Below are 24,223 nucleotides of genomic sequence, written 5' to 3'. Positions count from 1 at the left end.
GAAGTATCCGGGCATTGCGCAAGCCCCGCGCAAGGCAGGGAAATTTGTGCGACATTGATGCGCTGCCATGGACATCCTCTTTGTCGCCGACCCGCTCGAGGTCTTCAAGACCTACAAGGACACCACCTTCTCGATGATGCGCGAGGCGCAGCGGCGCGGCCACCGCATCGCCGCCTGCGAGCCGCGCCACCTGGTGTGGGAGTCCGGCAAGCCCGTCAGCGCAACCGTGCGCGAGATCCGCCTGACCGGCGGCGAGCACGACTGGTTCGAGGTCACGGCCACGCATGCCGTCCCTCTCAAGCAGTTCGGCGCCGTGCTCATGCGCAAGGACCCGCCCTTCGACTCCGAGTACTTCTACGCCACGCACCTGCTGGAGCAGGCCGAGCGCGAGGGCGCGCGCGTCTTCAACAAGCCGGCCGCGCTGCGCGACCATCCCGAGAAGCTCGCGATCATGGAGTTCGCGCAGTACACCTCGCCCACGCTAGTGACGCGCGACGAGGCCGAGGTGAAGCGCTTCCACGAGCGCCATGGCGACATCATCCTCAAGCCGCTGGACGGCATGGGCGGCATGGGCATCTTCCGCGTCGGCAAGGACGGCCTGAACCTGGGCTCCATCGTCGAGACGCTCAACCGGCAGGGCACGACCACGCTGATGGTGCAGCGCTACGTGCCCGAGATCGCGCAGGGCGACAAGCGGGTGCTGGTGATCGGCGGCGAGGTGGTGCCGTTCTGCCTGGCGCGCATCCCGCAGGGCAGCGAGATCCGCGGCAACCTGGCGGCGGGCGGCAAGGGCGTGGCGCAGCCGGTCTCGGCGCGCGACCGCGAGATCGCGCAGGCGCTCGGGCCGGTGCTGAACCAGCGCGGCTTGCTGCTGGTCGGCCTGGACGTGATCGGCGACTACCTGACCGAGATCAACGTCACCAGCCCCACCTGCTTCCAGGAGATCACGCAGCAGGCCGGCTTCGACGTGCCGAAGATGTTCGTCGACGCGCTCGAACGGGCGGTTCAGTAGATCGTCATCGGCAGGCCACCCATCATGGAGTGGCCGCGCAGCGGCATCAGCCCCGACAGCGACAGGTCGGCTTCGTTGAACCACGCGGCGATCAGCTGCGCAACCGAACCCAGCGCCCGCGACGCGCCTTCACCCTTGCGCTCGGGCATGAAGCAGCACAGCGTACCGTGCACCACGCCGTCGGCGGTGGCCACCGGCACGGCGTGGAAGGCCATGCCTTCGGGGGCGCCATCGCCTTCGAGCAGGCGCAGGCCGTACTCGCATTGCAGCGGGTCGCATGCCGGCGCGTTGCCTTGCGGTGTGCGCCGCACCACGGGGTCGCCGCCGGCCCATTCGGCGATGAAGGCGAACTCCACGCCGAAGGCCTTGTGCATGCGCCTGAGCAGGCCGGACAGCGGCTCGTAGCACTTCAGGTCCGCACCGCCGGCGGTCACCACCACGAACTCGGCGGACACGACGTCGAAAGCATAGGTGGCCGTTTCCGACCAATCGATTTCAGTTTCGCGATCCGACATGTTCACGGCTCCAAGGCATTCCTTGGGTGCAGTAAACCAGCCGGGGCCCCGGCGGCCTTAGGGAAATGGCTGAAGCGGCTTAAGCCGCTTGGCCGTCGGTGAAGACGCGCAGCTCGCCCGGGCGCATCTGCTGCCAGTCCTCGTTCACCGTCAGGGGCGCGGTGACGACCACGGCCACCTTGTCGTCGGGCGTGGTGTTGCGGGCAAAGTTCACGTTCAGGTCCTCGTCCTTCAGCTGCGCGTGCGCGAAGGGGTGCTTGCGCTCGATGTAGAACAGGTTGGTGGAGCAATGGGCCCACAGCGCCTGCCCGTTGGACAGCATGAAGTTGAAGGTGCCGTGCTTGGCGATGCCCGGCACCAGCTCGCGCAACGTCAGCGTGAGCTCCGCGATGTCGGGCACGCCGGCATGCGACTTGGCCATCTCCTGCATCAGCCAGCAGAAGGCGCGCTCGCTGTCGGTGGCGCCGACGGGGCGGAAGGCGGCATGCAGGCGCGGGTGGAAGTTCTCCAGGTTGCCGTTGTGCGCGAACACCCAGTAGCGGCCCCACAGCTCGCGCACGAAGGGGTGGCAGTTTTCCAGCGCGATGGCGCCCTGCGTGGCCTTGCGGATGTGCGCGATGACGTTGCGGCTCTTGATGGGGTAGCGCCGGATGAGCTCGGCCACCGGCGAGTCGCAGGCGGGCTGGTGGTCCACGAAGTGGCGCAGCCCCACGCCCTCGAAGAAGGCGATCCCCCAGCCGTCGGCGTGGTGGTCGGTGCGGCCGCCACGTTGCGCGAAACCGGAAAAGCTGAACGTCACGTCCGTGGGCGTGTTGCAGTTCATGCCGAGCAGCTGGCACATGCCGCTATTCTGACCGCAGCCGCCAGGCCGCGACCACCGCGAGGGCGCACAGGGCCGCGAGCAGCCCGAAGGACTCGTCGAAGGCGGCGATCCGCGCCGCGGTGGTGACGGGGTTCGTCAGCAAATCGCCGTGCGCGGCGATTCGCCACTCCAGGAAGATGCCGCACAGGCTGACACCGGTGGCGCCGCCCAGCATGCGCAGGAAATTGATGGCGCTGGAGCCCTGCGGGATCAGCGCCTTGTCGAGCGTGCGCATCGAGCCGATGTTCAGCGACGGCAGGATGAATCCCAGCCCGATGCGCCCGAGGATCGCCCACGCCACCAGCGGCACGATCGGGTGCGCCATGGGCACGGTCGCCATCAGCGCGAACGACGCCGTGAGGATCACGAGCCCGGTGGAGACCAGCACGTGCGTCGGCAGGCGGTCTGACAGCCGCCCCACCAGCGCCATCGTGACCGCGAGGATCAGGCCGGCGGGCAAGAGGATGGTGCCGACGTGCGAGGGCGCGAGCTGCAGGCCCAGCTGCATGTAGACGGGCAGGAGGTAGGTCGAGCCGAACAGCGCGGTGCCGTAGATGAACGCGACGATGCTGCCCATCGCGAAGCGCCGGTCGCCGAAGAGCCGCAGGTCCATCAGGGGGTTGCCGTCGCTCGCGATCTGGCGGCGCTGCCAGGCGAGGAAGCCCACGACCGCGCCCGCCGCGGCCGCGAGCAGCGGCCAGGCGGCCACGCCGCCGCCGTGCAGCTCGACCAGGCCGTTGAGCAGGCACAGCGTGCCCGCCGCGCCGAGCGCAAGGCCGAGCCAGTCGAGGCGCTTGCCGCGAGCCGCCGCCGCGCCGCCGGGCGCCGTGTCCGGCACGAACTGGAACGCGAGCCACAGCGAGGCGAGGCAGAACGGCACGACCATGAAGAAGATCGAGCGCCAGCCGAACAGGTCGACCAGCACGCCGCCGATGGACGGCCCGATCGCCGGCGCCAGCACCACGCCCATGCCGAAGATGCCGCTGGCCTTGCCTTGCTCGTGCGGCTCGAAGGCGCGCAGGATGATGATGGCGGGGATGGGTTGCACCGCGCCGGCGGCGAGTCCCTCGGCGACGCGCGCCGCGAGCACCACGGGGAAGTTCGCCGCGAAGCCGCCCGCGATGCCGCCGGCCATCAGCAGCAGCATGGTTGCCACATAGAGGCGCCGGTAGCCGAAGCGGCCGAGCAGCCACGGCGTGGTGAGCATGGCCACCGTCATCGCCACCATGAAACCGGAGCTGACCCACTGCGCGCGTTCCTGCCCGAGCGCGAACGCGTGGCTCATCTCGGGGATCGCGACGTTGACGATGGTCGACGACATGATCGACGCCATCGTGCCGACCATCACCGAGAGCAGGAGCAGCCAGCGGTAGCGCGGGCCCCAGCGCGCCGCCAGGTCGGCGGCGTTGGCCGACGTCAACGCGGCCTCGCGCAGGCGGGGCAGATGCAGGCCAGCTGCTTCTGGTCCTGCGGCACGCGCGCGAGCAGTTCGGCGCCGAAGTCGACCTGCGTGCACCAGCAGGGCGGCTGCTTCTGGCCCGTGATGCGCTCGGTTTCCATCGCGCACTGGTTGGGCTGCCCGCACAAGGGGCAGCGCCCGGGGGTCACTTGCGGCTGCGCACTCACGCCTTCAGTTTATCCGGCAAGCGCAGGTGCTCGCCGAGGTGCTGGTACACGGCCGAGATGCGGCGCAGGTGGCGCGACTCCGGGTGCGCCAACAGCCACAGCTGCGACTCGCAGCCCTCCAGCGGCGTCGACAGCGCGACGAGTTCGCGCTCATGGTCGAGCATGAAAAGCGGCACCACGCCGATGCCCAGCCCGGCCTTGAGCGCGTCGACCACGCCCACGATGCCGTCGACCAGCACCGCGGGCGCGAGCTTCGGCCAGCTGCGGCGGCGCCAGCGCACGGACGGGTGTTCGGGCATGGCGTCATCGGGCGCGATCCACGGCAGGTCCTCGAATTCCTTCTTGCGTGCGGCGGCCGGCAGCGTGCGCCCGGCGCAGATGACGAAGCGGATGGTGCCGACGTGGCGCCCCACCAGGTGTTCGGGCGGCTTGGGCGTGGCGCGCAGCGCGATGTCGGCGTCGCGGCGCGTGAGGCTCATGAGCTCGTTGGTCGACGTGACTTCCAGCTGCAGGCGCGGGTGCTCGCGCGCGAGCGGCGCCAGCGCCGGCAGCACCAGCCCGCGCAGCACCGAGTCGGTGGTCGTCAGGCGCACGCGGCCCGACAACTCGCGCTGCGAGCCCACGGCAGCGGCACGCGCGGCTTCGAGCTCGCTTTCGATGCGTTCCGCGTGCCGCGCGATCTCCAGCGTCGTGTCGGTGGGCAGGTAGCCGCTGCGCGAACGCTCGAAGAGGCGCTGCCCCAGGGACTTCTCCACGCGCTGCACGGAGCGGAACACCGTGGACGCGTCGGCGTGCAGGCGCGCCGCGGCTTCGGCCAGCGTGCCGCCACGTGCGAGCGCGAGCAGCACCTCGAGGTCGGCGGCGCTGAGTTGGTATTGCGTTCGTGCAATGGCTGATTTCATGGCGGCGTATTTTCATTGCGACCGCGCAATCCTACAGTTCCTCCACCCCAACCACCATCCCCGAAAGGAAAAGCCATGAAGCTTTATTTCACCCCCGGCTACTGCTCGCTGGCCGTGCACATCGCGCTGCGCGAGGCCGGCGCCCGCTTCGAGCTGGTCAAGGTCGACCCCACGGCGGCCTCGTTCCGCGACGTCAACCCGCGCGGCTACGTGCCGGTGCTGGAACTCGACGACGGCAGCCGGCACACGGAAGCCGCCGCGCTGCTGCAGCACGTCGGCGACCTGGCGCCGGCCGGCGCGTTGATCCCGCCTGCGGGAACGCGCGAGCGTTTCCTGGTCAACCAGTCGCTCACCTTCGTCTCCAGCGAACTGCACAAGGTGTTCAGCCCCTGGCTGTTCCACAAGGAGACCGCCGACTCCACCGCCAAGGCCGTGCGCGAGAAGCTGCAGGCGCGCTTTGCCGAGCTCGATGCGCACTTCGCCAAGCACGAGTGGCTCGCGACGAACCGCTTCACCGTCGCCGACGCGTACGCGTTCGCCATCCTCAACTGGATCCCGTGGGTGGGCCTGAGCACGGCGAAATACCCGAGCCTCGCGGCCTACATCGACCGCGTGCGTGCGCGCCCCTTCGTGCGCGCCGCGCTCGACGCCGAGGGCCTGAAGTGAGCCGGCTGGTCCTCGTCAGCCACAAGCTGTGCCCCTACGTGCAGCGCGCCGCCATCGTGCTGCACGAAAAGGGCGTGCCGTTCGAGCGGCGCTGGGTCGACCTGGCCGACAAGCCGGACTGGTTCCGCGCGGTGTCGCCCCTGGGCAAGACGCCGGTGCTGCTCGTCGATGGCGAACCCGTCTTCGAGTCGGCGGTGATCTGCGAGTACCTCGACGAGGTGCATGCGCCGCGCCTGCACCCGGCCGACCCGCTGCAGCGCGCACGCCATCGCGCGTGGATGGAGTTCGGCTCGGCCGTGCTCAACACCATCGCGGCGTTCTACGGCGCCGTCGACGCGCGTGTGCTCGACGCGAAGCGCGAGGAGCTGCGCGCCCGCTTCGCGCAGCTCGAGGCGGTGCTCGACGCGCGGGGCCCGTACTTCGCCGGCGCGGCTTTCTCGATGGTCGATGCCGTGTTCGCGCCCGTGTTCCGCTACTTCGAGGTCTTCGGTGCGCTCGGCGTGGACGGCTTCTTCGACGGCTTGCCGAAGGTGCGCGCCTGGCGCGATGCGCTGGCGCAGCGCGAGTCGGTGCAGCTCGCCGCGAGTGACGACTACGCGCAGCTGCTCACGCAGTTCCTGATCGGGCGCGGCAGCGAGGTCTCGCGCCGCATCGCGCCGGCGCTCAGCGCAGCGGCTCGCTCGCCAGCGTGAAGTAGAAGGTCGCACCCTCGCCGGGCCGCGCCTGCGCCCAGATGCGGCCACCGTGGCGCATCACGATCTTCTGCACCAGCGCCAGGCCGATGCCCGTGCCCTCGAACTCCGAAGGCGCGTGCAGGCGCTGGAAGGCGCCGAACAGGCGTGAGGCATGCGCCATGTCGAAGCCCGCGCCGCGGTCGGCGACGAAGTACACCGTCTCGCCGCGCTCGCCCAGCGTGGTGCCGACGCGGATCTCCGTCTGAGGCTTGCCGCCGGAGAACTTCCACGCGTTGGCGACGAGGTTGGTCATCACCTGCGCCAGCAGGCGCGGGTCGCCGTGCGCGGGCAGGCGGTGCGGGACTTCCAGGGCCAGCTGGCGCCCCGGTTCCTGCTCGCGCAGCAGGTCGATGGCGTCGCGCACGGCCGGCGCCAGGTCCACCGGCTCCCAGCGCAGCTGCACGCGCGACAGGCGCGCCAGCGACAGCATCGCGTCGGTGAGGTCGCTCATCTGACGCACGCCGGCGCGGATGCGGCTCAGGTAATGCGGTCCGGGCTCGGGCAGCTGGCCGTCGCACAGCGATTCGAGCGTCTGGCTGAAGCCGTCGATGGAAGTCAGCGGCGAGCGCAGGTCGTGCGCGATGGAATACGCGAACGCTTCGAGCTCGCCGTTGGCGGCTTCGAGCTGCGCGGTGCGCTGCTGCACGCGCTGCTCCAGCTCGGCGTTGAGCCGCGCGACCTCGTCCTGCGCGAGCCGCGTCTCCGTCACGTCAGAGATGAAGCCTTCCAGCGCGGCCACCTGGCCGGCGGGGCCGGACACGGCGCAGCCGCGTTCCCACACCCATTTCACCTGGCCGTTCGCGGCGGTGATGCGGTAGGTGAGCTCGAACGCCGCGTCGGCGGCTACGGCGCGCTGCACCTCGTCCCACACGCGCTGCCGGTCGTCCGGGTGGATCAGGTCGCCGTACTGGATCGCGCCGGACTGCAGCATGTCGGGGCGGTGGCCCGTGAGCGCGAAGGCGCCTTCGCTGGCGAACTCCATCGTCCATTGCGGATCGTTGCGGCAGCGGTAGGCCATGCCCGGCAGGTTGCCCATCAGCGCCGCCAGCATGCGCTGGCTCTCGCGCACGGCCGTCACGTCGGTGTAAGCGACCACACGCGCGGGACTGCCCTGGTATTGGATGTCGTTGGCGGCGGCGTCGATCCAGATCATCGAGCCGTCCTTGCGCCGGTGGCGCGCGCTGTAGCGGCGCAAGCCCTTCACGGGCGCCGAGTAGACCTCGCGGTGCCAGGACTCGCGGTCTTCCTCGGGCCTGAGCTCGTCGATCTTCTTGGCGAGGAACTCCTCCTCGGAGAAGCCGTACATCGCCAGCGCCGCGGCGTTGACGGCCACGATCCGCAGCGACTGGGGGTCGTAGACCGCCATCGCCAGCGGGCTGTCGACGAAGAGGGAACGGTACGCGGTCATGGGTCACGCGGCCGCGGCGGGCGCGGCGCGCGACCAATGTAGCGCAAACGCTCCAGCCGTCAGGCGGTGCCGGCCTTCACCTTCAGGCGCCAGGCGTGCAGCAGCGGCTCGGTGTAGCCCGAAGGCTGCTCGCGGCCCTTGAACACCAGGTCGCACGCGGCCTTGTAGGCAGCCGACGTCTCGAAGTGGCCCGCCATCGGCTGGTACAGCTTGTCCCCGGCGTTCTGCTTGTCCACCACGGCCGCCATGCGCTCGAAGGTCTTCTGCACCTGCTCGCGCGTCACCACGCCGTGCTGCAGCCAGTTGGCGACGTGCTGCGAGGAGATGCGCAGCGTCGCGCGGTCTTCCATCAGGCCGACGTTGTGGATGTCCGGCACCTTGGAGCAGCCGATGCCCTGGTCGATCCAGCGCACCACGTAGCCCAGGATGCCCTGCACGTTGTTGTCCAGCTCCTGCTGGCGCTCCTCGGGCGACCACTTCGCCTCGGCCACCACGGGCACCGTGAGCAGGCCGTTCAGGATGTTCTCGCGCTCGGCCTCGGCGTCGATCGCCTCCAGCTCCTTCTGCACGTTCGCGACGTTGACCTGGTGGTAGTGCAGGGCGTGCAGCGTCGCGGCCGTCGGCGACGGCACCCACGCCGTGTTGGCGCCGGCCTTCGGGTGCGCCACCTTCTGCTCCAGCATGGCCTTCATCAGGTCGGGCATGGCCCACATGCCCTTGCCGATCTGGGCGCGGCCACGCAGGCCGCACTGCAGGCCCACCAGCACGTTGCTCTTCTCGTAGGCCTGGATCCAGGCGCTGGTCTTCATGTCGCCCTTGCGGTACATGGGGCCCGCGTACATCGCGGTGTGCATCTCGTCGCCGGTGCGGTCGAGGAAACCGGTGTTGATGAACGCGACGCGCGCGCCGGCCTCGGCGATGCAGGCCTTGAGGTTCACGCTGGTGCGGCGCTCCTCGTCCATGATCCCGAGCTTCACCGTGTTGGCGGGCAGGCCGAGCAGCTGCTCGACGCGCAGGAACAGCTCGCTCGCGAACGCCACTTCGGCCGGGCCGTGCATCTTGGGCTTGACGATGTACACGGAGCCGGTGCGCGTGTTGCGAATGCCATTGGGGTTGCGGCCCTGCAGGTCGTGCAGCGCGATGGTCGTCGTGATCACCGCGTCCAGGATCCCTTCCGGGATTTCCTTGCCGTTGTTCCACAGGATCGCCGGGTTGGTCATGAGGTGGCCGACGTTGCGCACGAACAGCAGCGAGCGCCCGTGCAGCACGACTTCGCCGCCCATCGGGCCCTTGTAGCGCCGGTCGGCGTTGAGGCCGCGCGTGAAGGTCTTGCCGCCCTTGCTCACTTCCTCCGTCAGGTTGCCCTTGAGGATGCCCAGCCAGTTGTCATAGGCCAGCACCTTGTCGCTGGCATCGACGACGGCGACCGAGTCCTCGAGGTCGAGGATCGTCGAGAGCGCCGCTTCGACCACGACGTCGTGCACGCCCGCAGCGTCGGTCTTGCCGATGGCCGTCGAGCGGTCGATGCGGATGTCCACGTGCAGGCCGTTGTGCTGCAGCAGGATCGAGGACGGGTTGCCGGCGTCGCCCTGGTAGCCGACGAACTGGAAGGGCGCCTTCAGGCCCGTGGTCGCGCCGTTGTCCAGCGTCACCGACAGGTTGCCGCCCTCGGCGCGGTAGCCGGTGGCCTGCGCGTGCGAGCCGTGCGCGAGCGGCGCGACCTCGTCGAGGAACTTGCGGGCGAAGGCGATCACCTTGGCGCCGCGCGCCGGGTTGTAGCCGCCCGACTTCTCGGCGCCGCCGCGCTCGTCGATCACGTCGGTGCCGTACAGCGCGTCGTACAGCGAACCCCAGCGCGCGTTGGCGGCGTTGAGGGCGTAGCGTGCGTTCAGGATCGGCACGACGAGTTGCGGACCGGCCTGCAGCGCGAGTTCCGCGTCGACGTTGGCGGTCGTGGCCTGCACGTCGGCCGGCGGCGTGACGAGGTAGCCGATCTGCTCGAGGAAGCCGCGGTAGGCCGCCATGTCGCGGATCGGGCCGGGGTTGGCCTTGTGCCACACGTCCAGCTCCTTCTGCAGGCGGTCGCGCTCGGCCAGCAGCGCGATGTTGCGCGGCGCCAGGTCCTTGACGATCGCGTCGAAGCCCTTCCAGAAGCGCATGCTGTCCACGCCGGTGCCGGGCAGCACGCGGTCCTCGATGAAGCGGAACAGCTCCGTCGCCACTTCCAGGCCATGCAGGCGGGTGCGGGCGGTCGTCATGTCGGTCTCTCCTTGGGAAACGAAACAGGGGTTCAGAAAAATTCGAGCACGTCGCGCAGCGTGCTGCCGGTGCGCGTGGGCTGCGTGCCCAGCTCCTCGAACGGCACGCGGTAACGGTTGACCCACAGCGTGCGGTAGCCGTACCAGGTGGCGGCGAGCGCGTCCCACGCGTTGCAGCTCACGAACGCGGTGTGCTGCACCGGGATGCCGGTGGCCTTGGGGCCGAGCGCGTAGGCGTCGGGGTGCGTCTTGTACTTCCGGACCGCATCGACGCTGATCACGTGGTCGAGCAGTTCCTCCAGGCCCGCGCTGCGCACGGCGATTCCGAGCATCTCGGGGTCGCCGTTGGACAGGATGCCCGTCACCACGCCGCGCTTCTTCAGCGCCGCCAGCACCTCGCGGTTCTCGGGGAACGCCGACAGGTGCCGGTACTGGTTCATCAGCTGTTCTTCGGCGGCGGGCGCGAGTTCCAGGCCCAGGCGCTTGCACGCGAAGCGCAGGCCGGCGCGCGTCAGGTCCCAGAACGGCCGGTAGTGCGCGCCGTCGTTGCTGGTCGTGACCAGGCGCGTGTACTCGATCTGCTTGTCGCGCCACAGCACCGACAGCGCCGTGCCTTGGCCCGGAAAGAGTTGTTCCGCGAGCAGGCCCACGCTGTACACGTCGAACAGCGTGCCGTAGGCATCGAAAAGCACGGCCCGGGGTTGGTCCATGGACGAGACTCTATTTGATACTTGGACGCCTATTCATACGCTCGAAGGCGATTGATTTGTGCGCTGCGCATACATAATCGCCTCCGTGGACAAGCTCAAGCAGCTGGAATCCTTCGTCTCGGTGGCCACCCGCGGCAGCCTGACCGCGGCCGCCCGGGCCGAGGGCGTGGCGCCGGCCATCATGGGCAGGCGCATCGATGCGCTGGAAGAGCGGCTGGGTGTGAAGCTGTTCGTGCGAACCACGCGGCGCATCTCGCTGACCCACGAAGGCGCGGCCTTCCTGGAGGACTGCCAGCGCTTGCTCACCGACATGGCCAATGCCGAAGCCAGCGTCAGCGCCGGCGGCGTCAAGGCCAGCGGGCATTTGCGGATCACGGCGCCGGCCGGTTTCGGGCGGCGCCACGTCGCGCCGCTGGTGCCGCGTTTTCGCGGCGCGCACCCGGACGTGACGGTGTCGCTCAACCTCAGCGACCGCGTGATCGACATCGCCGCCGAAGGCTACGACTGCGCCGTGCGCGTGGGCGACCTCGCCGATTCATCCCTCGTGTCGCTGCGACTGGCCGACAACCGGCGCCTGTGCGTCGCGACGCCGGAATACCTCAAGCGCCACGGCACGCCGAAGCATCCCAACGACCTCGTCAAGTTCGATTGCCTCACGCTGTCCTCCGATGCTTCGCAGACGCGCGGCTGGGCTTTCACCATCGACAGCGAGGTCGTGCACCTGAAGCCCGGCGGGCCCCTGGACTGCTCCGACGGCCAGGTGCTGCACGATTGGTGCCTGGCCGGCATGGGCATCGCGTGGCGCAGCACCTGGGAAGTGGAGAACGAGATCACCGCCGGCCGGCTCGTCGAAGTGCTCGCCGCCTTCGCCGCGCCGCCCAACGGCATCTACGCACTGTTCCCGCAGCGCAAGCACCTGCCGCTGCGCGTGCGCCTGTGGATCGATTTCCTCAAGCACCACTACAGTCGGCCCGACTTCTGGAAGACCACCCCATGACCCTCGAAGCCCTGCTCGCCTACGCCCACTTGCTCGCCATCCTCACGCTCGTCGTGTTCATTTCCAGCGAGGCGGCGCTGTGCCGCGTGGAGTGGATGAACGCCAAGGTGGTCGAGCGCCTCGGCGTGGTCGACCGCGTCTACGGCATCGCCGCGATCACCGTGCTGGCAACCGGCGTGGCGCGCACGTGGTGGGGCGTGAAGGGAACGAGCTGGTACTGGCACCAGCCGCTGTTGCACCTGAAGCTGGCGCTCTTCATCGCCGTCGGCCTGATGTCGATCAAGCCCACGATCCTGTTCATCCGCTGGCGCCGCCAGCTCGCCGCGACCGGCGCGCTGCCGCCCGAGGACGAGGTGCGCACGGCCCGCAAGTGGGTGATGGTCCAGGCGCACATCGTGGCGCTGATCCCGCTGGCAGCCGTGTTCCTCGCGCGCGGCGGCTGACATGAAAAAGGCCCGCCGAAGCGGGCCTCTTGCGGGAGCGCGCTGCCTCAGGCGGACAGGCAGGTGCTCATGAACTTCTTGCGCTCGTCGCCCTTGAGCTTCTTGTCGCCGGCGTCCTTGTTGCAGGACTTCATCTTGGCCTGCTGGGCCTTCTGCGCGTCGCTCTTGCCCTTCAGGCAGGTGCTCATGAACTTCTTGCGCTCGTCGCCCTTGAGGTTCTTTTCCTTGGCGTCGGCGTTGCAGTCGCCCATCTTGGTCTGCTGCTTGGTCATCGGCTTGTCGGCCGATGCGGCGGCCATCGGGGCGGCTGCCTTCGCGGCCGGCGCGGAAGCCGCGGCCTTGGCGGCGGGAGCCGGCTTGGCGCCGGAGGCGGTGCCCATGGCGGCGCCGGCGTGGCTGGCGGCAAAGGCGTTGCCTGCTGCGAGAGCGGCACCGAGGACGAGGATCGGCATCAATTGCTTCATGGCTGTCTCCTTCAGGTGGGTGCCGCGAAAGGGCGGCCCATCCTTAACGCCCCGGCCGGCCCGGGGGATGACCGCCTCTTAGAATCGACCGATGCTCCAGGTGAAACAGGACCTGCTCGGCGCGCTGGCCGCCGGGCTGGACAAGCTCTTGCCGGGCGCCGGCGCCAAGGCGGCGTTCGAGTCGCCCAAGGCCGCCGCGCACGGCGATTTCGCGTCGACGGCGGCGATGCAGCTGGCCAAGCCGCTCAAGCAGAACCCCCGCCAGGTCGCGGAGGCACTGAAGTCCGAACTGCTGGCGGCGGCGCCGTTCCAGCGCTGGGTCGAGGCCATCGACATCGCCGGCCCGGGCTTCCTCAACATCCGCCTCAAGCCCGAAGCCAAGCAGCAGGTGGTGCGCGAGGTGCTGGTGGCCGGAGCGGGCTTCGGCACGCAGCCGGACAACGGCCGCCACATCATGGTCGAGTTCGTGTCGGCCAACCCCACCGGTCCCCTGCACGTGGGGCACGGCCGGCAGGCGGCGCTGGGCGATGCCATTTGCAACCTGTACGCCACCCAGGGCTGGGACGTGTACCGCGAGTTCTATTACAACGACGCGGGCGTGCAGATCGCGACGCTCGCGAATTCGGTGCAATTGCGTGCGCGCGGCATCAAGCCGGGCGATGCGCAATGGCCCGAGGCCGCCTACAACGGCGAGTACATCCAGGACATCGCCGACGCCTTCCTCGCGAAGCAGACCGTGAAGGCCGACGACCGCGAATACACCGCCAGCGGCAACGTCGACGACCTCGAGGGCATCCGCATGTTCGCCGTGGCCTACCTGCGCCACGAGCAGGACCTGGACCTGCAGGCCTTCCAGGTCAGGTTCGACCACTACTTCCTCGAGTCGAGCCTGTACACGGAAGGCAAGGTGGAGGCGACCGTGAAGCGCCTCGTCGCCTCGGGCCACACCTTCGAGGAAGGCGGCGCGCTGTGGCTGCGAACCACCGAGTACGGCGACGACAAGGACCGCGTGATGCGCAAGTCCGACGGCACGTACACCTACTTCGTGCCCGACGTGGCGTACCACGTGACCAAGTGGGAGCGCGGCTTCACCAAGGCGGTGAACATCCAGGGCACCGACCACCACGGCACCATCGCGCGCGTGCGCGGCGGCCTGCAGGCGGCGGGCCTGGGCATCCCGCAGGGCTACCCCGACTACGTGCTGCACACGATGGTGCGCGTGATGCGCGGCGGCGAGGAGGTGAAGATCTCCAAGCGCGCCGGCAGCTACGTCACGCTGCGCGACCTGATCGAGTGGACCAGCAAGGACGCGGTGCGTTTCTTCCTGCTCTCGCGCAAGCCCGACACCGAGTACACCTTCGACGTCGACCTCGCGGTGGCGCAGAACAACGACAACCCGGTGTACTACGTGCAGTACGCGCATGCGCGCATTGCCAAGATGCAGCGCGACTGGGGTGGCGACGTCGCGGCGCTGCACGGCGCCGATCTTTCCGCGCTCCAGCATCCCGCGGCGCTAAACCTCATGCTGCTGCTCGCGAAGTATCCGGACATGCTGGCCGCCGCCGCCACGGACTTCGCGCCGCACGACGTCACTTTCTACTTGCGGGAATTGGCGGCAGCGTTGCACAGCTACTACGATGTCGAGCGCGTGCTCGTCGACGACGAGCGGCTCAAGCGAGCCCGGCTGGCGCTCGTCGCCGCGTGCGCGCAGGTGTTGCACAATGGCCTGGCTGTGCTGGGCGTCAGCGCCCCGCAGAAGATGTGAACATGAGAAAGCTGCAGACCGGCAACGTCATCGTCGGCATCATCATCGGGGTCGTGCTGGGCCTGGCCGCTGCGCTGGCCGTGGCGGTGTACGTCACCAAGGTGCCGGTGCCTTTCCTGAACAAGGGCCAGAGCCGCACGCCCGAACAGGACGCGGCCGAGATCCGCAAGAACCGCGACTGGGACCCCAACGCGCCGCTGTACGGCAAGAACCCCGCGAAGGGCACCGCGCCCACGCCGCAGGTCGCGGACCCGGCCAAGACGCCGGGCGCGCCGCCGGTGGCCACCATCCCCGCGCCTTCGGCCGCGCCCGACAAGGCGCCGCCGGCGGTGACCGGCCGCCCGTCGAACGACCCGCTGGGCGACTTCGCCGCGGCGCGCGCCTCGGCCAACACCGACCCCTTCATCTATTACGTGCAGGCCGGCGCGTTCCGCACGCCGGAAGACGCCGAAGCCCAGCGCGCGAAGCTTTCGCTGATGGGCCTGGACGCCAAGGTCACCGAGCGCGAGCAATCGGGCCGGCAGGTGTTCCGCGTGCGCGTTGGGCCGTACGAGAAGAAGGAAGACGCCGACCGCCAGAAGGAAAAGCTGGAAGCCGGCGGCATCGAAAGCGCGCTGGTGCGCGTGCAGAGATAAGGAATCCGTGCCGATGAAACGACGTGAGTTTTCGCTGGGCGCCGCCGCGGTGCTGGCTTCTCCGGCCGCCGTCCTGGCGCAGGCGCGCGTGCCCGAGGACGGGCGCGAGTACCGCACGCTGCCGCGCACGGTCCCGGTCGAGACTCCGCTGCCGAAGATCGAGGTGATCGACTTCTTCTGGTACAGCTGCCCGCACTGCAACGCGTTCGAGCCGACCCTGCAGGCCTGGAGCCGCAAGCTGCCCGACGACGTCGTCCTGCGCCGCATCCCGGCGGCCTTCCGCGACAACATGGTCCCGCAGCAGCGCCTGTTCTACGCGCTGGAGGCGATGGGCAAGGCGGGCGAATTGCACGTGAAGATCTTCGATGCGATCCACAAGGAGAACGTGGACCTCACGCGCCTGGCGACCATGGCCGACTGGGTCGGCAAGCAGGGCCTGGACGCCGCGAAGTTCACCGAGTTGTACAACTCCTTCGCCATCTCGGCCAAGGCGCGCCGGGCCACCGACATCCAGAACCTGTACGAAGTAGAAGGCGTGCCGTCCATGGGCGTCGTCGGCCGCTACTACACGGATTCGACGCTCGCCAGCAACCACGGCCGGATGCTGCAGGTGGTGGATTACCTGATCGGCGAGGCGCGCAAGCCGCGCTAGCGGCGCGTAGAAAAACCGCCCCCGGCACGCGTTCTTCGCGTGGGCATGCAGGTTTCGGGCCTGCGCATGGTTAGAATGCCCAGCAAGATTCGTGCCTTTATGAAGCAACTCCTTTCCCCCTTCGGGTTTGCACTGGCGCTGGCGTTGGCCGGCGTGCCCGCCGCCGCCGAAAAGGCCGACCGCGCCAAGCCGATGAACGTGGAGGCGGACGCGCTCAAGTACGACGACCTGAAGCAGACCAGCGTCTTCACCGGCAAGGTCGTCGTCACCAAGGGCTCCATCCTCATTCGCGGCGCGCGCATCGACGTGCGCCAGGACGGCGAGGGCTACCAGTACGGCGTGGTCACGGCCGAACCGGGCAAGCTCGCCTTCTACCGCCAGAAGCGCGACGGCATCGACGAGTACATCGAGGGCGAGGGCGAGACCATCGAGTACGACGGCAAGGCCGACCGCGTGAAGTTCATCAAGCGCGCCGAGATGCGGCGCATCCGCGGCGGCACGCTGGCCGACGAGGTGGTGGGCAGCCTCATCACCTACGACAACAGCACCGACGTGTTCTCGGTCGACGGCGGCCCGGCCAGCCCCGCGATGGGCGGCCGCGTGCGCGCCGTGCTCACGCCCAGGCCCACCGCGTCCGCGCCCGCCGCCACCAACAGCCCGGCGGCCAACCTGCGCCCGAGCACCACCTTCGACGGGGGCAGGAAGTGATCGAGGCCGCCACGGTCGGGCGCCGCGCCGCGCCCGAAGCGGGCGTCAGCCGCCTGTCGGCGCGGCACCTGCAGAAGACCTACGGCAGCCGCAAGGTGGTCAAGGACGTCTCGCTCGACGTCGACAAGGGCGAGGTGGTCGGGCTGCTGGGGCCCAACGGCGCGGGCAAGACCACGTCGTTCTACATGATCGTCGGCCTGGTGCGCGCCGATGCGGGCGAGATCTCCATCGACGACCGCTCGGTCGAGCACATGCCGATCCACCGCCGCTCGCGCCTGGGCCTGTCGTACCTGCCGCAGGAAGCGTCGATCTTCCGCAAGCTCAATGTCGAGGAGAACGTGCGGGCCGTGCTGGAGCTGCAGCGCGACGAGCAGGGCGCGCCGCTGGCGCGGGCCGAGATCGAAAAGCGCCTGACGGCGCTGCTGCAGGACCTGCGCGTGGACCACCTGCGCGATTCGCCCGCGCTGGCGCTGTCCGGCGGCGAGAGGCGCCGCGTCGAGATCGCGCGCGCGCTGGCGACGCAGCCGCGCTTCATCCTGCTGGACGAGCCCTTCGCGGGCATCGACCCGATCGCCGTGATCGAGATCCAGCGCATCATCGGCTTCCTGAAGTCGCGTGGCATCGGCGTGCTGATCACCGACCACAACGTGCGCGAGACGCTGGGCATCTGCGACCACGCCTACATCATCAGCGACGGCGCCGTGCTCGCGCAGGGCACGCCTTCCGAGATCGTGAACAACGCGGACGTGCGCCGCGTGTATCTCGGCGAGCACTTCCGAATGTAGAGCGGGCACAGCAGTATGAAACAGGGCCTGTCGCTTCGCGTCTCCCAGCACCTGGCGCTGACGCCGCAGCTGCAGCAGTCCATCCGCCTGCTGCAGCTGTCCACCATGGAACTGGCGCAGGAAGTCGAGCAGATGCTCGACGACAACCCCTTCCTCGAGGTCAACACCGAAGAATCGCGCGAGGACCCGGGCCTCGGCGTGGTGGACGCGCCGCCGGCGGGCGACGACGAGTTCGGCAACCACGGGTCCCTGCACGACGACGGCCCCGACACCGACGCGCCCGCGACCGAGGTGGAAGCGCCCGACTGGGACGGCGACGGCAGCACCGAGATGGTGGCCGACGACGGCGAGTGGGGCGGCGACGCCACGCCGCGCAAGAACGGATCGTCGGACGACGACGTCGACGCGACCGAACTGGCGCACGGCCACGAGTCGCTGCAAGCCCACCTGCACCGCCAGGCGCTGTCGCTGCGCCTGTGCGAGGAAGACCGCTGCTCGCTGCAGTTCCTCATCGAGTCGCTCAACGACGACGGCTACCTCGAGGAGCCGCTGGAGGCGCTGGCGGCGTCGCTGTCGCCCGTCGACGAGGAGCAGCGCGAGGAGCTCGTGCACCGCTTCACCGTGGCGCTGCACCTGCTGCAAAGCCTGGACCCGACCGGCGTGGGCGCGCGCTCGCTGGGCGAATGCCTCACGCTGCAGCTCAAGGCCATCGAGGCGGCGGGCGACGACACGCCGGCCACGGGCGCCGCGATCCGCATCTGCGCGCAGCCCATCGACCTGCTGGCGCGGCGCGACGTCAAGCGGCTGGCGCAGGTCACGGGCGAAAGCGACGCCAATGTGCGCGCGGCCATCACGCTGATCACGCGGCTGGAACCGAAGCCGGGCCGCCGCTTCGTCGACACCGAACGCAACATCGTCGTCCCCGACGTGCTGGTGACCAAGGCCGGCCGCGGCGGCAGCCTGAAATTCCGCGTGCAACTGAACCCGGACGTGATGCCGCGCCTGCGCGTGCACGACGTGTATGCGGGCGCCCTCAAGGCGCACAAGGGCGAAGGCCACCAGGCGCTGCAGCAGCGCCTGCAGGAGGCGCGCTGGTTCATCAAGAACATCCAGCAGCGCTTCGACACCATCCTGCGCGTGTCCAATGCCATCGTCGAGCGCCAGAAGAACTTCTTCGTCCACGGCGAGCTCGCGATGCGCCCGCTGGTGCTGCGCGAGATCGCCGACGAGCTCGGGCTGCACGAGTCCACCATCAGCCGCGTGACCACGGCCAAGTACATGTCCACGCCCTACGGCACCTTCGAGCTGAAGTACTTCTTCGGCTCGGCGCTGGGCACGGAGACGGGCGGCAACGCGTCGAGCACTGCCGTGCGCGCGCTGATCAAGCAGTTCGTGGCCAGCGAAAGCGAGAAGAAGCCGCTGTCGGACAGCCAGATCTCCGAGATGCTCAAGGAGCAGGGCATCGAGTGCGCCCGCCGCACCGTCGCGAAGTACCGGGAGGCGCTGCGCATCGCCCCGGCCAACCTGCGCAAGGCCCTTTGAACGACCTGCAACTCTTCCTGCCGTGCCCGGCGGGCGTCGAGGAATTCCTCGCCGCCGAGGTCGCGCGCATCGTGTCCGGCCCCGTCCAGTCGCAGAGGGCGGGCGTGACCCTGCGCGCGTCCTGGCGTGACGCCCTGGCGCTGAACCTGCACAGCCGTCTCGCGCAGCGCGTGCTGGTGCAACTGGCGCATGCGCCCTACCGCGACGAAGGCGACATCTATGCGATCGCGGGCGGCGTCGCGTGGGAGGCCTGGTTCACGACGCGCGACAGCTTCAAGGTCGAGATCACCGCGCAGCACAGCCCGCTGAAGAGCCTGAACTTCGCCGCGCTGAAGGTGAAGGACGCGATCGCCGACCGCTTCCGCGAGAGGAAGGGCGCGCGGCCGGACGTCGACACCCAGTGGCCGCGCGTGCGCGTCTACGCGCACCTCACCGCCGACCACGCCACGCTGTACATCGACACCTCGGGTGAGCCGCTCTTCAAGCGCGGCTGGCGCGAGGACAAGGGCGACGCCCCGCTGAAGGAAACACTGGCCGCCGCGATGATCGCTGCCAGCGGCTGGGATGCGAGCGTGCCGCTGTACGACCCGTGCTGCGGCAGCGGCACCATCGTGATCGAGGCCGCGCAGATCGCCTGCCGCTACGCGCCGGGCCTGGAGCGGTACTTCGGCTTCGAGAACCTGCTGCCTTTCGAGGAAGCAGCCTGGGAGCGGCTGCGCGAGGAGGCGAAGTCGCAGCACCGCGCGTCGCCCGTGCCCATCTTCGGCAGCGACGTCGCGTTCCGCATGGTCGACTTCGCGCGGCGCAACGCCGAACGCGCCGGCGTCGACGCAGTGGTGAACCTGCGCGGCGGCGATGCGCTGCAGCGCATGCCGCCCTCGGACACGCCCGGCGTGATGCTGGTCAACCCGCCGTACGGCGAGCGTATCGAGGCAGCGGGCGTCGCCGGGCGCGAACGCGCGCAGACCGAAGGCGACGGCGATTTCTTCGTGCAGCTGGCCGCGCACTGGAAGGCGCACTACGCGGGCTGGACGGCGTGGGTGCTGACGCCCGATTTGAAGCTGCCTTCGCGCATGCGCCTGAAGGAATCGCGCCGCGTGCCGATGTGGAACGGGCCGATCGAATGCCGGCTGTTCCGCTTCGACATGGTCAAGGGCTCGGCGAGGAAGCAGGCGTGAAGCTGGTGCTCGATACCAACATCGTGCTGGACCTGTGGGTGTTCCGCGACCCGGGCGTCGACGCGCTGCGCGAGTCGCTGGCCGCCCGGAAGGTGACGTGGCTCGGCACCGCGGCGATGCGCGACGAACTGGCCAGTGTCCTGTCCTATGAGCAGATCGGCGCGCGCATGACCGCGGTGAATGTCTCGACCGACGAGGTCCTCGCCGCGTTCGACGAACACGCGATGCTGGTCGATTGCCCGCCGGCGGCGACGGTGAAGTGCCGCGACCCCGACGACCAGAAGTTCATCGACCTCGCCGTCGCGCACGACGCGCTCCTGCTGTCCAAGGACGCGCAGGTGCTCAAGCTGCGGCGCAAGCTCGCCGTCGCGCGGAGCCTGTGATGCGCATCTCGGAGCTGCGGCAACGGCTGCGCGCGGCGGGCGCGGGGCCTTCGCACGAGTTTCGGGTGCTGCGCCTGTGGTCGCAGGCGCTGCCGCAGGACAGCGGCCGCCGGCGCGTCGAGGACTTCCTGCCGCGCACGCTGCGCGACGCCTTGCCGGCCATCGAGGCGGAGCTCGACGGCCTCGCACGCGTGGCGTCCGCGCACCCCGGCGAGGATGGTTCCGAGCGCCTGCTCGTCGCGCTCGCCGATGGCCAGACGGTGGAGAGCGTGCTGCTGCCGCGCGGGGGACTGTGCATCTCGTCGCAGGTCGGATGCGCCGTGGGCTGCGGGTTCTGCATGACGGGGCGCGACGGGCTGCTGCGCCAGCTCGGGAGCGCCGAGATGGTGGCGCAGGTCGTGCTGGCGCGCCGCCGCCGCGACGTGCGCAAGGTGGTCTTCATGGGCATGGGCGAGCCCGCGCACAACCTGGACGAGGTGCTCGAGGCGATCGACCTGCTCGGCACCGCGGGCAAGATCGGCCACAAGAACCTGGTGCTGTCCACCGTCGGCGACCCGCGCGTGTTCGAGCGCCTGCCGCAGCAGCGCGTGAAACCCGCGCTGGCCTTGTCGCTGCATACCACGCGACCAGAATTGCGCGAGCGCCTCTTGCCGCGCGCGCCGCGCATGACCGCTGCCGACTTAGTCGAACGCGGTGAAGCCTATGCACGCGCCAGCGGCTACCCGATCCAGTACCAGTGGACGCTGCTCGAAGGCGTCAACGACGGCGAGGACGAAGTCGAAGGCGTGGTGCAGCTGCTCAAGGGCAAGTACGGCGTGCTGAACCTGATCCCCTACAACCGGGTCGACGGACTCGACTTCCGCCGTCCCTCGTGGGAGCGTGCCGCCGACATGGCGCGCACCTTGCACCGGCGCGGCATCCTCACCAAGCTGCGCCATTCGGCGGGGCAGGACGTGGACGGCGGCTGCGGGCAGTTGCGCGCCCGGTCGATCGAGCAGCCCGTGACCTTCGCGCCTTCCCCGCGCTAGGTCACTTGCGCTTGCGTCCCTGCGTCAGGGACTCCTCCAGAACCTGTTCCAGCCAGCCCTGGTAATCGTCGGGCGACCAGCCCGCTTCGTGCACGAGCTTGTGGTAGACCTCGCGGGCCGTGTACAGCCACAACAGGGTGGCCGCCGATTCGCGGGTGAGCCCCTTGCGTGCACGGCCTGCGGCGAACAGCCCGTCGATCCGCTCCTGCTGCATCTGGCGCCGCAGCGTCTCGAAGCCCTGCTGCGACTTGCGCAGGGCGGGTGAAAAGGCGGAGGCCTTCATCAGCAGGCTGAGCTCGCCGCTCTCGCCTTCGTAGATCGCCCGCGCCACGCGCGAAGTGAAGGCGATGCGCTCGACGGGGTCCGTCACGCCGGCCAGCTGCTGCTGCGCCTCCTGGAAGCGTGGCCCGAACATGGCATCGCGCATCAGCGCCTCGAGCAGTCCCGCCTTGGACTTGACCAGCGCATACACCGTCGCCTCCGACACGCCGGCCTTCTCGGCGATGTCGCAGATCGTCGTCGCGTCGATGCCCTTGCGCGAGAACAGCTGCCGGCCGGCCTGCAGCACGCGGCCGCGTGTGCGCTCGGCCGACTCCGCCCGGGCGGCCGAGCGGTACGGGCGTTTGCTAGGGTTTGCCATATTGGATATAGTTAACTATAGTCATTCCACAAAGGAGAGCCGATGACCTTCGAAGCCTACATCAACAACATCCGCGCCAAGACCGGCAAGGGGCCGGCGGAGTTCTACGAGGAGGCCGTGCGCTGCGGCACCCTCACGCCGGCGACCAAGCCGATGGAGTTCGTCGCCTGGCTGAAGTCCAGCTCGGGCTTGGGCCACGGCCACTCGATGGCGGTGTGGGAAGCCTTCAAGCGCCAGGGCTGGATCCCTATGGCGGCCGTGAAAGCAAAGGCGCCACGCACGGCGACGAGGAGCCGCGCATGACCGCCAACCGCATCGGCATCGCCCTGTCCGTGCTGGCCATCCTCTTCTTCGCGATGGATGCAGCGGGCAAGTTGTTCCAGATCGAGCCCGTGCTCAAGGGCACGCAGGAGCTCGGCTGGCCGGTTTCCGCCATCGTGCCCATCGGGGTGCTGATCCTCATCGGGGTGGTGCTCTACGCCATCCCGAAGACGGCCTTCATCGGCGCGGTGTACCTCACCGGCTTCCTCGGCGGCGCCATCGCGTCGCACTACCGCATCGGCTCGCCGCTGGCGACGCACGTGCTCTTCGGCGTGTACGTCGCGGCGGTGATGTGGGGCGGCCTCGCGCTGCGCTACCCCGAGGTGTTCAAGGCGGCCCTGCGCTAGCGCGCGGCGGCCGCGCTGAATCGGTCGGGCCGCGCCATCGGCCAGTACACCTGGAAGACGTTGTGCTGGTGCTCCAGGTCGCCGGTGAGCAGCGACCCGGGCTCCACCCGCATGATCAGGTTGGACAGCAGGCGCACCTCCCAGTCGCTGATGCGGCGCACGATGTGCTGCGAGCCGATCTCCTCGGGATGCTCCAGGCCCGCGGCCTGCACCAGGTCCTTCAGCGCGTGCAGCGTGGCGTGGTGGAAGTTGTAGACGCGCAGCGCCTTGTCCGGCACGAACAGCGCGCGCTGGCGCATCGCATCCTGCGTCGTCACGCCGGTGGGGCAATGGCCCGTGTGGCAGGTCTGCGCCTGGATGCACCCCAGCGCCATCATGAAACCGCGCGCCGCGTTGCACCAGTCGGCGCCCAGCGCCATCATGCGCGCGATGTCGAAGGCGGAGATGACCTTGCCGGCGCAGCCGATGCGGATGCGGGGGCGCAGGCCGGTGCCCACCAACGTGTTGTGCACGAGCAGGAGGCCTTCCTGCAGCGGCGCGCCCACGTGATCGCTGAATTCCACGGGCGCCGCTCCGGTGCCGCCCTCGGCGCCGTCGACCACGATGAAGTCGGGCGTGACGCCGGTCTCCAGCATGGCCTTGACGATGCCGAACCACTCCCAGGGGTGGCCGATGCACAGCTTGAAGCCCACCGGCTTGCCGCCCGACAGCTCGCGCAGCCGGACGATGAACTGCATCATCTCGAGCGGCGTCGTGAACGCGCTGTGCGACGACGGCGAGACGCAATCGACCGCGATCGGCACGCCGCGCGCCCGTGAAATCTCGGGCGTGACCTTTGCCGCCGGCAGGATGCCGCCGTGGCCGGGCTTGGCGCCCTGGCTCAGCTTGATCTCCACCATCTTCACCTGCGGGTCGGTGGCGTTGGCGACGAAGCGCTCCTCGCTGAAGCGCCCCTGGTCGTCGCGGCAACCGAAGTAGCCCGAGCCGATCTCCCAGATCAGGTCGCCGCCGTGCACGCGGTGGTACTGCGAGATGGAGCCCTCGCCCGTGTCGTGCGCGAAGTTGCCGAGCTTGGCGCCCTTGTTCAGCGCCATGATGGCGTTGGCCGAGAGCGAGCCGAAGCTCATGGCCGAGATGTTGAAGATGCTGGCGCTGTACGGCTGCTTCGTGGTCGCGCCGATGGTGATGCGGAAGTCCGACGAGGGCAGCGTGGTGGGGAACATCGAGTGGTTGATCCACTCGTAGCCGTGCTGCGACACGTCCAGCTGCGTGCCGAAGGGCCGGTTGTCCGGCGCCATCTTGGCGCGCTGGTAGACCAGCGAGCGCTGCGCCCGCGAGAAAGGCGCGGCCTCGGCGTCGCTTTCGATGAAGTACTGGCGGATCTCGGGGCGGATGTACTCGAAGAAGAAGCGCATGTGCCCGATGACCGGGTAGTTGCGCAGGATGGCGTGGCGTTGCTGCAGCGCGTCGCGCACGCCGACGAGCGAGAGCACGAGGAACACGGCGGCCGTGACCGCCATCCATTCGTCGCGCTGCCAGGCCCACAGCGCGAGGAAGGCGGCGAAGCCGGCCACGCAGAGGGCGAGCGTGTTGTAGCGGACCGGCCAGGCCGGCACCCTGAGACCCATGGGGCGGATGCTAG

At 69.2% G+C, this 24,223-nt stretch carries 27 protein-coding genes; 16 read left to right on the top strand and 11 right to left on the bottom strand.

The genetic code is table 11. The features are described from left to right. The first annotated feature begins 67 nt into the window (after nucleotides 1-67). A complete protein-coding gene (gshB, locus tag WG903_RS02755; RefSeq protein ID WP_340072668.1) occupies nucleotides 68-1,012 on the top strand; it encodes a glutathione synthase in 945 nt (314 codons plus the stop codon). Here the strand turns inward: gshB and WG903_RS02750 are convergent. The 5 genes from WG903_RS02750 to WG903_RS02730 all read right to left on the bottom strand — a co-directional run bounded on the left by WG903_RS02750 (nucleotide 1,006) and on the right by WG903_RS02730 (nucleotide 4,917). Further along, nucleotides 1,006-1,527 (bottom strand): hypothetical protein, encoded by a 522-nt coding sequence (locus WG903_RS02750; RefSeq protein ID WP_340072667.1) that lies wholly within the window; start codon nucleotides 1,525-1,527, stop codon nucleotides 1,006-1,008. The genes gshB and WG903_RS02750 overlap by 7 nt on opposite strands. Nucleotides 1,528-1,606: 79 nt before the next feature. After that, nucleotides 1,607-2,368 carry a class II glutamine amidotransferase gene (locus WG903_RS02745; protein WP_340072666.1) on the bottom strand — a complete coding sequence of 254 codons (762 nt, stop codon included), beginning with the start codon at nucleotides 2,366-2,368 and terminating at the stop codon, nucleotides 1,607-1,609. A 4-nt stretch (nucleotides 2,369-2,372) separates the two neighbouring features. Continuing rightward, on the bottom strand, nucleotides 2,373-3,809 hold the full coding sequence (locus WG903_RS02740) for a DHA2 family efflux MFS transporter permease subunit (RefSeq protein WP_340072665.1): 1,437 nt from the start codon (nucleotides 3,807-3,809) through the stop codon (nucleotides 2,373-2,375). After that, nucleotides 3,806-4,015 carry a cysteine-rich CWC family protein gene (locus WG903_RS02735; protein WP_340072664.1) on the bottom strand — a complete coding sequence of 70 codons (210 nt, stop codon included), beginning with the start codon at nucleotides 4,013-4,015 and terminating at the stop codon, nucleotides 3,806-3,808. Before WG903_RS02735 ends, WG903_RS02740 begins: the two co-directional genes overlap by 4 nt. Further along, on the bottom strand, nucleotides 4,012-4,917 hold the full coding sequence (locus tag WG903_RS02730) for a LysR family transcriptional regulator (RefSeq protein WP_340072663.1): 906 nt from the start codon (nucleotides 4,915-4,917) through the stop codon (nucleotides 4,012-4,014). Before WG903_RS02730 ends, WG903_RS02735 begins: the two co-directional genes overlap by 4 nt. A gap of 75 nt (nucleotides 4,918-4,992) precedes the next feature. Here WG903_RS02730 and WG903_RS02725 point away from each other — a divergent pair, with 75 nt between their 5' ends. Both WG903_RS02725 and WG903_RS02720 read left to right on the top strand, forming a co-directional pair. Next, a complete protein-coding gene (locus WG903_RS02725; protein WP_340072662.1) occupies nucleotides 4,993-5,583 on the top strand; it encodes a glutathione binding-like protein in 591 nt (196 codons plus the stop codon). Then, a complete protein-coding gene (locus tag WG903_RS02720) occupies nucleotides 5,580-6,275 on the top strand; it encodes a glutathione S-transferase family protein (protein ID WP_340072661.1) in 696 nt (231 codons plus the stop codon). Before WG903_RS02725 ends, WG903_RS02720 begins: the two co-directional genes overlap by 4 nt. On the opposite strand, the gene WG903_RS02715 is transcribed toward WG903_RS02720, so the two are convergent. Genes WG903_RS02715 through WG903_RS02705 form a run of 3 tightly spaced genes read right to left on the bottom strand, consistent with a single transcriptional unit; the run spans nucleotide 6,247 to nucleotide 10,693 of the window. Continuing rightward, a complete protein-coding gene (locus WG903_RS02715) occupies nucleotides 6,247-7,725 on the bottom strand; it encodes a sensor histidine kinase (RefSeq protein ID WP_340072660.1) in 1,479 nt (492 codons plus the stop codon). The genes WG903_RS02720 and WG903_RS02715 overlap by 29 nt on opposite strands. 59 nt (nucleotides 7,726-7,784) lie before the next feature. After that, nucleotides 7,785-9,983 (bottom strand): malate synthase G, encoded by a 2,199-nt coding sequence (locus WG903_RS02710; protein WP_340072659.1) that lies wholly within the window; start codon nucleotides 9,981-9,983, stop codon nucleotides 7,785-7,787. Between the two features lie 32 nt (nucleotides 9,984-10,015). After that, a complete protein-coding gene (locus WG903_RS02705; protein ID WP_340072658.1) occupies nucleotides 10,016-10,693 on the bottom strand; it encodes a haloacid dehalogenase type II in 678 nt (225 codons plus the stop codon). Nucleotides 10,694-10,778: 85 nt separating this feature from the next. Here WG903_RS02705 and WG903_RS02700 point away from each other — a divergent pair, with 85 nt between their 5' ends. Further along, entirely contained in the window at nucleotides 10,779-11,690 is a 912-nt protein-coding gene (locus WG903_RS02700) for a LysR family transcriptional regulator (RefSeq protein WP_340072657.1), read from the top strand. Beyond that, nucleotides 11,687-12,133 (top strand): DUF2214 family protein, encoded by a 447-nt coding sequence (locus WG903_RS02695; protein ID WP_340072655.1) that lies wholly within the window; start codon nucleotides 11,687-11,689, stop codon nucleotides 12,131-12,133. The genes WG903_RS02700 and WG903_RS02695 overlap by 4 nt, the downstream gene beginning before the upstream one ends. 47 nt (nucleotides 12,134-12,180) lie before the next feature. On the opposite strand, the gene WG903_RS02690 is transcribed toward WG903_RS02695, so the two are convergent. Beyond that, a complete protein-coding gene (locus tag WG903_RS02690; protein WP_340072654.1) occupies nucleotides 12,181-12,597 on the bottom strand; it encodes a PsiF family protein in 417 nt (138 codons plus the stop codon). 91 nt (nucleotides 12,598-12,688) lie between these two features. On the opposite strand from WG903_RS02690, the gene argS reads away from it, so the two are divergent. From argS to WG903_RS02645, 9 genes are all read left to right on the top strand, one after another. Beyond that, nucleotides 12,689-14,362: an arginine--tRNA ligase gene (argS, locus tag WG903_RS02685; RefSeq protein ID WP_340072653.1), complete on the top strand. Its 1,674-nt coding sequence runs from the start codon at nucleotides 12,689-12,691 to the stop codon at nucleotides 14,360-14,362. A 2-nt stretch (nucleotides 14,363-14,364) separates the two neighbouring features. Further along, complete coding sequence (locus WG903_RS02680; protein WP_340072652.1) at nucleotides 14,365-14,997, top strand: SPOR domain-containing protein; 633 nt, start codon at nucleotides 14,365-14,367, stop codon at nucleotides 14,995-14,997. Between the two features lie 13 nt (nucleotides 14,998-15,010). Further along, the gene (locus WG903_RS02675; protein WP_340072651.1) at nucleotides 15,011-15,649 is read left to right on the top strand and encodes a thiol:disulfide interchange protein DsbA/DsbL; all 639 of its coding nucleotides are present in this window, start codon (nucleotides 15,011-15,013) and stop codon (nucleotides 15,647-15,649) included. 99 nt (nucleotides 15,650-15,748) lie between these two features. Further along, nucleotides 15,749-16,357, top strand: coding sequence for a lipopolysaccharide transport periplasmic protein LptA (gene lptA, locus WG903_RS02670; RefSeq protein WP_340072649.1), 609 nt, complete (start codon nucleotides 15,749-15,751; stop codon nucleotides 16,355-16,357). Beyond that, nucleotides 16,354-17,142, top strand: coding sequence for an LPS export ABC transporter ATP-binding protein (lptB, locus tag WG903_RS02665; RefSeq protein ID WP_445263570.1), 789 nt, complete (start codon nucleotides 16,354-16,356; stop codon nucleotides 17,140-17,142). The genes lptA and lptB overlap by 4 nt, the downstream gene beginning before the upstream one ends. A 15-nt stretch (nucleotides 17,143-17,157) precedes the next feature. Beyond that, on the top strand, nucleotides 17,158-18,684 hold the full coding sequence (locus WG903_RS02660; protein ID WP_340072648.1) for an RNA polymerase factor sigma-54: 1,527 nt from the start codon (nucleotides 17,158-17,160) through the stop codon (nucleotides 18,682-18,684). Continuing rightward, on the top strand, nucleotides 18,681-19,862 hold the full coding sequence (locus WG903_RS02655; RefSeq protein ID WP_340072647.1) for a THUMP domain-containing class I SAM-dependent RNA methyltransferase: 1,182 nt from the start codon (nucleotides 18,681-18,683) through the stop codon (nucleotides 19,860-19,862). The genes WG903_RS02660 and WG903_RS02655 overlap by 4 nt, the downstream gene beginning before the upstream one ends. Then, nucleotides 19,859-20,245: a putative toxin-antitoxin system toxin component, PIN family gene (locus tag WG903_RS02650; protein ID WP_340072646.1), complete on the top strand. Its 387-nt coding sequence runs from the start codon at nucleotides 19,859-19,861 to the stop codon at nucleotides 20,243-20,245. The genes WG903_RS02655 and WG903_RS02650 overlap by 4 nt, the downstream gene beginning before the upstream one ends. Further along, nucleotides 20,245-21,273, top strand: a complete 1,029-nt coding sequence (locus tag WG903_RS02645; protein ID WP_340072645.1) for an RNA methyltransferase — start codon at nucleotides 20,245-20,247, stop codon at nucleotides 21,271-21,273. Before WG903_RS02650 ends, WG903_RS02645 begins: the two co-directional genes overlap by 1 nt. Nucleotide 21,274: 1 nt before the next feature. On the opposite strand, the gene WG903_RS02640 is transcribed toward WG903_RS02645, so the two are convergent. Beyond that, nucleotides 21,275-21,913: a TetR/AcrR family transcriptional regulator gene (locus WG903_RS02640; RefSeq protein WP_340072644.1), complete on the bottom strand. Its 639-nt coding sequence runs from the start codon at nucleotides 21,911-21,913 to the stop codon at nucleotides 21,275-21,277. 42 nt (nucleotides 21,914-21,955) lie between these two features. Between WG903_RS02640 and WG903_RS02635 the strand changes: the two genes are divergently transcribed. Continuing rightward, a complete protein-coding gene (locus WG903_RS02635) occupies nucleotides 21,956-22,216 on the top strand; it encodes a DUF4287 domain-containing protein (protein ID WP_340072643.1) in 261 nt (86 codons plus the stop codon). Beyond that, nucleotides 22,213-22,581: a DoxX family protein gene (locus WG903_RS02630; protein ID WP_340072642.1), complete on the top strand. Its 369-nt coding sequence runs from the start codon at nucleotides 22,213-22,215 to the stop codon at nucleotides 22,579-22,581. Before WG903_RS02635 ends, WG903_RS02630 begins: the two co-directional genes overlap by 4 nt. On the opposite strand, the gene WG903_RS02625 is transcribed toward WG903_RS02630, so the two are convergent. Then, nucleotides 22,578-24,209 carry an FMN-binding glutamate synthase family protein gene (locus WG903_RS02625; RefSeq protein WP_340072640.1) on the bottom strand — a complete coding sequence of 544 codons (1,632 nt, stop codon included), beginning with the start codon at nucleotides 24,207-24,209 and terminating at the stop codon, nucleotides 22,578-22,580. The genes WG903_RS02630 and WG903_RS02625 overlap by 4 nt on opposite strands. Between the last annotated feature and the right edge of the window lie 14 nt (nucleotides 24,210-24,223).

The organism is Ramlibacter sp. PS4R-6 (genome assembly GCF_037572775.1).
GTDB lineage: Bacteria > Pseudomonadota > Gammaproteobacteria > Burkholderiales > Burkholderiaceae_C > Ramlibacter.
This window is presented reverse-complemented; position numbering and strand designations above follow the sequence as displayed.

Bases quoted from the DNA above. Each gene is read 5' to 3' on its own strand.
- WG903_RS02715 (WP_340072660.1), bottom strand. From the start codon at position 7,725: ATGACCGCGTACCGTTCCCTCTTCGTCGACAGCCCGCTGGCGATGGCG.
- WG903_RS02705 (WP_340072658.1), bottom strand. From the start codon at position 10,693: ATGGACCAACCCCGGGCCGTGCTTTTCGATGCCTACGGCACGCTGTTC.
- WG903_RS02680 (WP_340072652.1), top strand. From the start codon at position 14,365: ATGAGAAAGCTGCAGACCGGCAACGTCATCGTCGGCATCATCATCGGG.
- WG903_RS02640 (WP_340072644.1), bottom strand. From the start codon at position 21,913: ATGGCAAACCCTAGCAAACGCCCGTACCGCTCGGCCGCCCGGGCGGAG.
- WG903_RS02660 (WP_340072648.1), top strand. From the start codon at position 17,158: ATGAAACAGGGCCTGTCGCTTCGCGTCTCCCAGCACCTGGCGCTGACG.
- WG903_RS02690 (WP_340072654.1), bottom strand. From the start codon at position 12,597: ATGAAGCAATTGATGCCGATCCTCGTCCTCGGTGCCGCTCTCGCAGCA.
- WG903_RS02695 (WP_340072655.1), top strand. From the start codon at position 11,687: ATGACCCTCGAAGCCCTGCTCGCCTACGCCCACTTGCTCGCCATCCTC.
- lptA (WP_340072649.1), top strand. From the start codon at position 15,749: ATGAAGCAACTCCTTTCCCCCTTCGGGTTTGCACTGGCGCTGGCGTTG.
- gshB (WP_340072668.1), top strand. From the start codon at position 68: ATGGACATCCTCTTTGTCGCCGACCCGCTCGAGGTCTTCAAGACCTAC.
- WG903_RS02745 (WP_340072666.1), bottom strand. From the start codon at position 2,368: ATGTGCCAGCTGCTCGGCATGAACTGCAACACGCCCACGGACGTGACG.
- WG903_RS02635 (WP_340072643.1), top strand. From the start codon at position 21,956: ATGACCTTCGAAGCCTACATCAACAACATCCGCGCCAAGACCGGCAAG.
- WG903_RS02730 (WP_340072663.1), bottom strand. From the start codon at position 4,917: ATGAAATCAGCCATTGCACGAACGCAATACCAACTCAGCGCCGCCGAC.
- WG903_RS02710 (WP_340072659.1), bottom strand. From the start codon at position 9,983: ATGACGACCGCCCGCACCCGCCTGCATGGCCTGGAAGTGGCGACGGAG.
- WG903_RS02630 (WP_340072642.1), top strand. From the start codon at position 22,213: ATGACCGCCAACCGCATCGGCATCGCCCTGTCCGTGCTGGCCATCCTC.
- WG903_RS02625 (WP_340072640.1), bottom strand. From the start codon at position 24,209: ATGGGTCTCAGGGTGCCGGCCTGGCCGGTCCGCTACAACACGCTCGCC.
- WG903_RS02725 (WP_340072662.1), top strand. From the start codon at position 4,993: ATGAAGCTTTATTTCACCCCCGGCTACTGCTCGCTGGCCGTGCACATC.
- WG903_RS02675 (WP_340072651.1), top strand. From the start codon at position 15,011: ATGAAACGACGTGAGTTTTCGCTGGGCGCCGCCGCGGTGCTGGCTTCT.
- argS (WP_340072653.1), top strand. From the start codon at position 12,689: ATGCTCCAGGTGAAACAGGACCTGCTCGGCGCGCTGGCCGCCGGGCTG.
- WG903_RS02645 (WP_340072645.1), top strand. From the start codon at position 20,245: ATGCGCATCTCGGAGCTGCGGCAACGGCTGCGCGCGGCGGGCGCGGGG.
- WG903_RS02750 (WP_340072667.1), bottom strand. From the start codon at position 1,527: ATGTCGGATCGCGAAACTGAAATCGATTGGTCGGAAACGGCCACCTAT.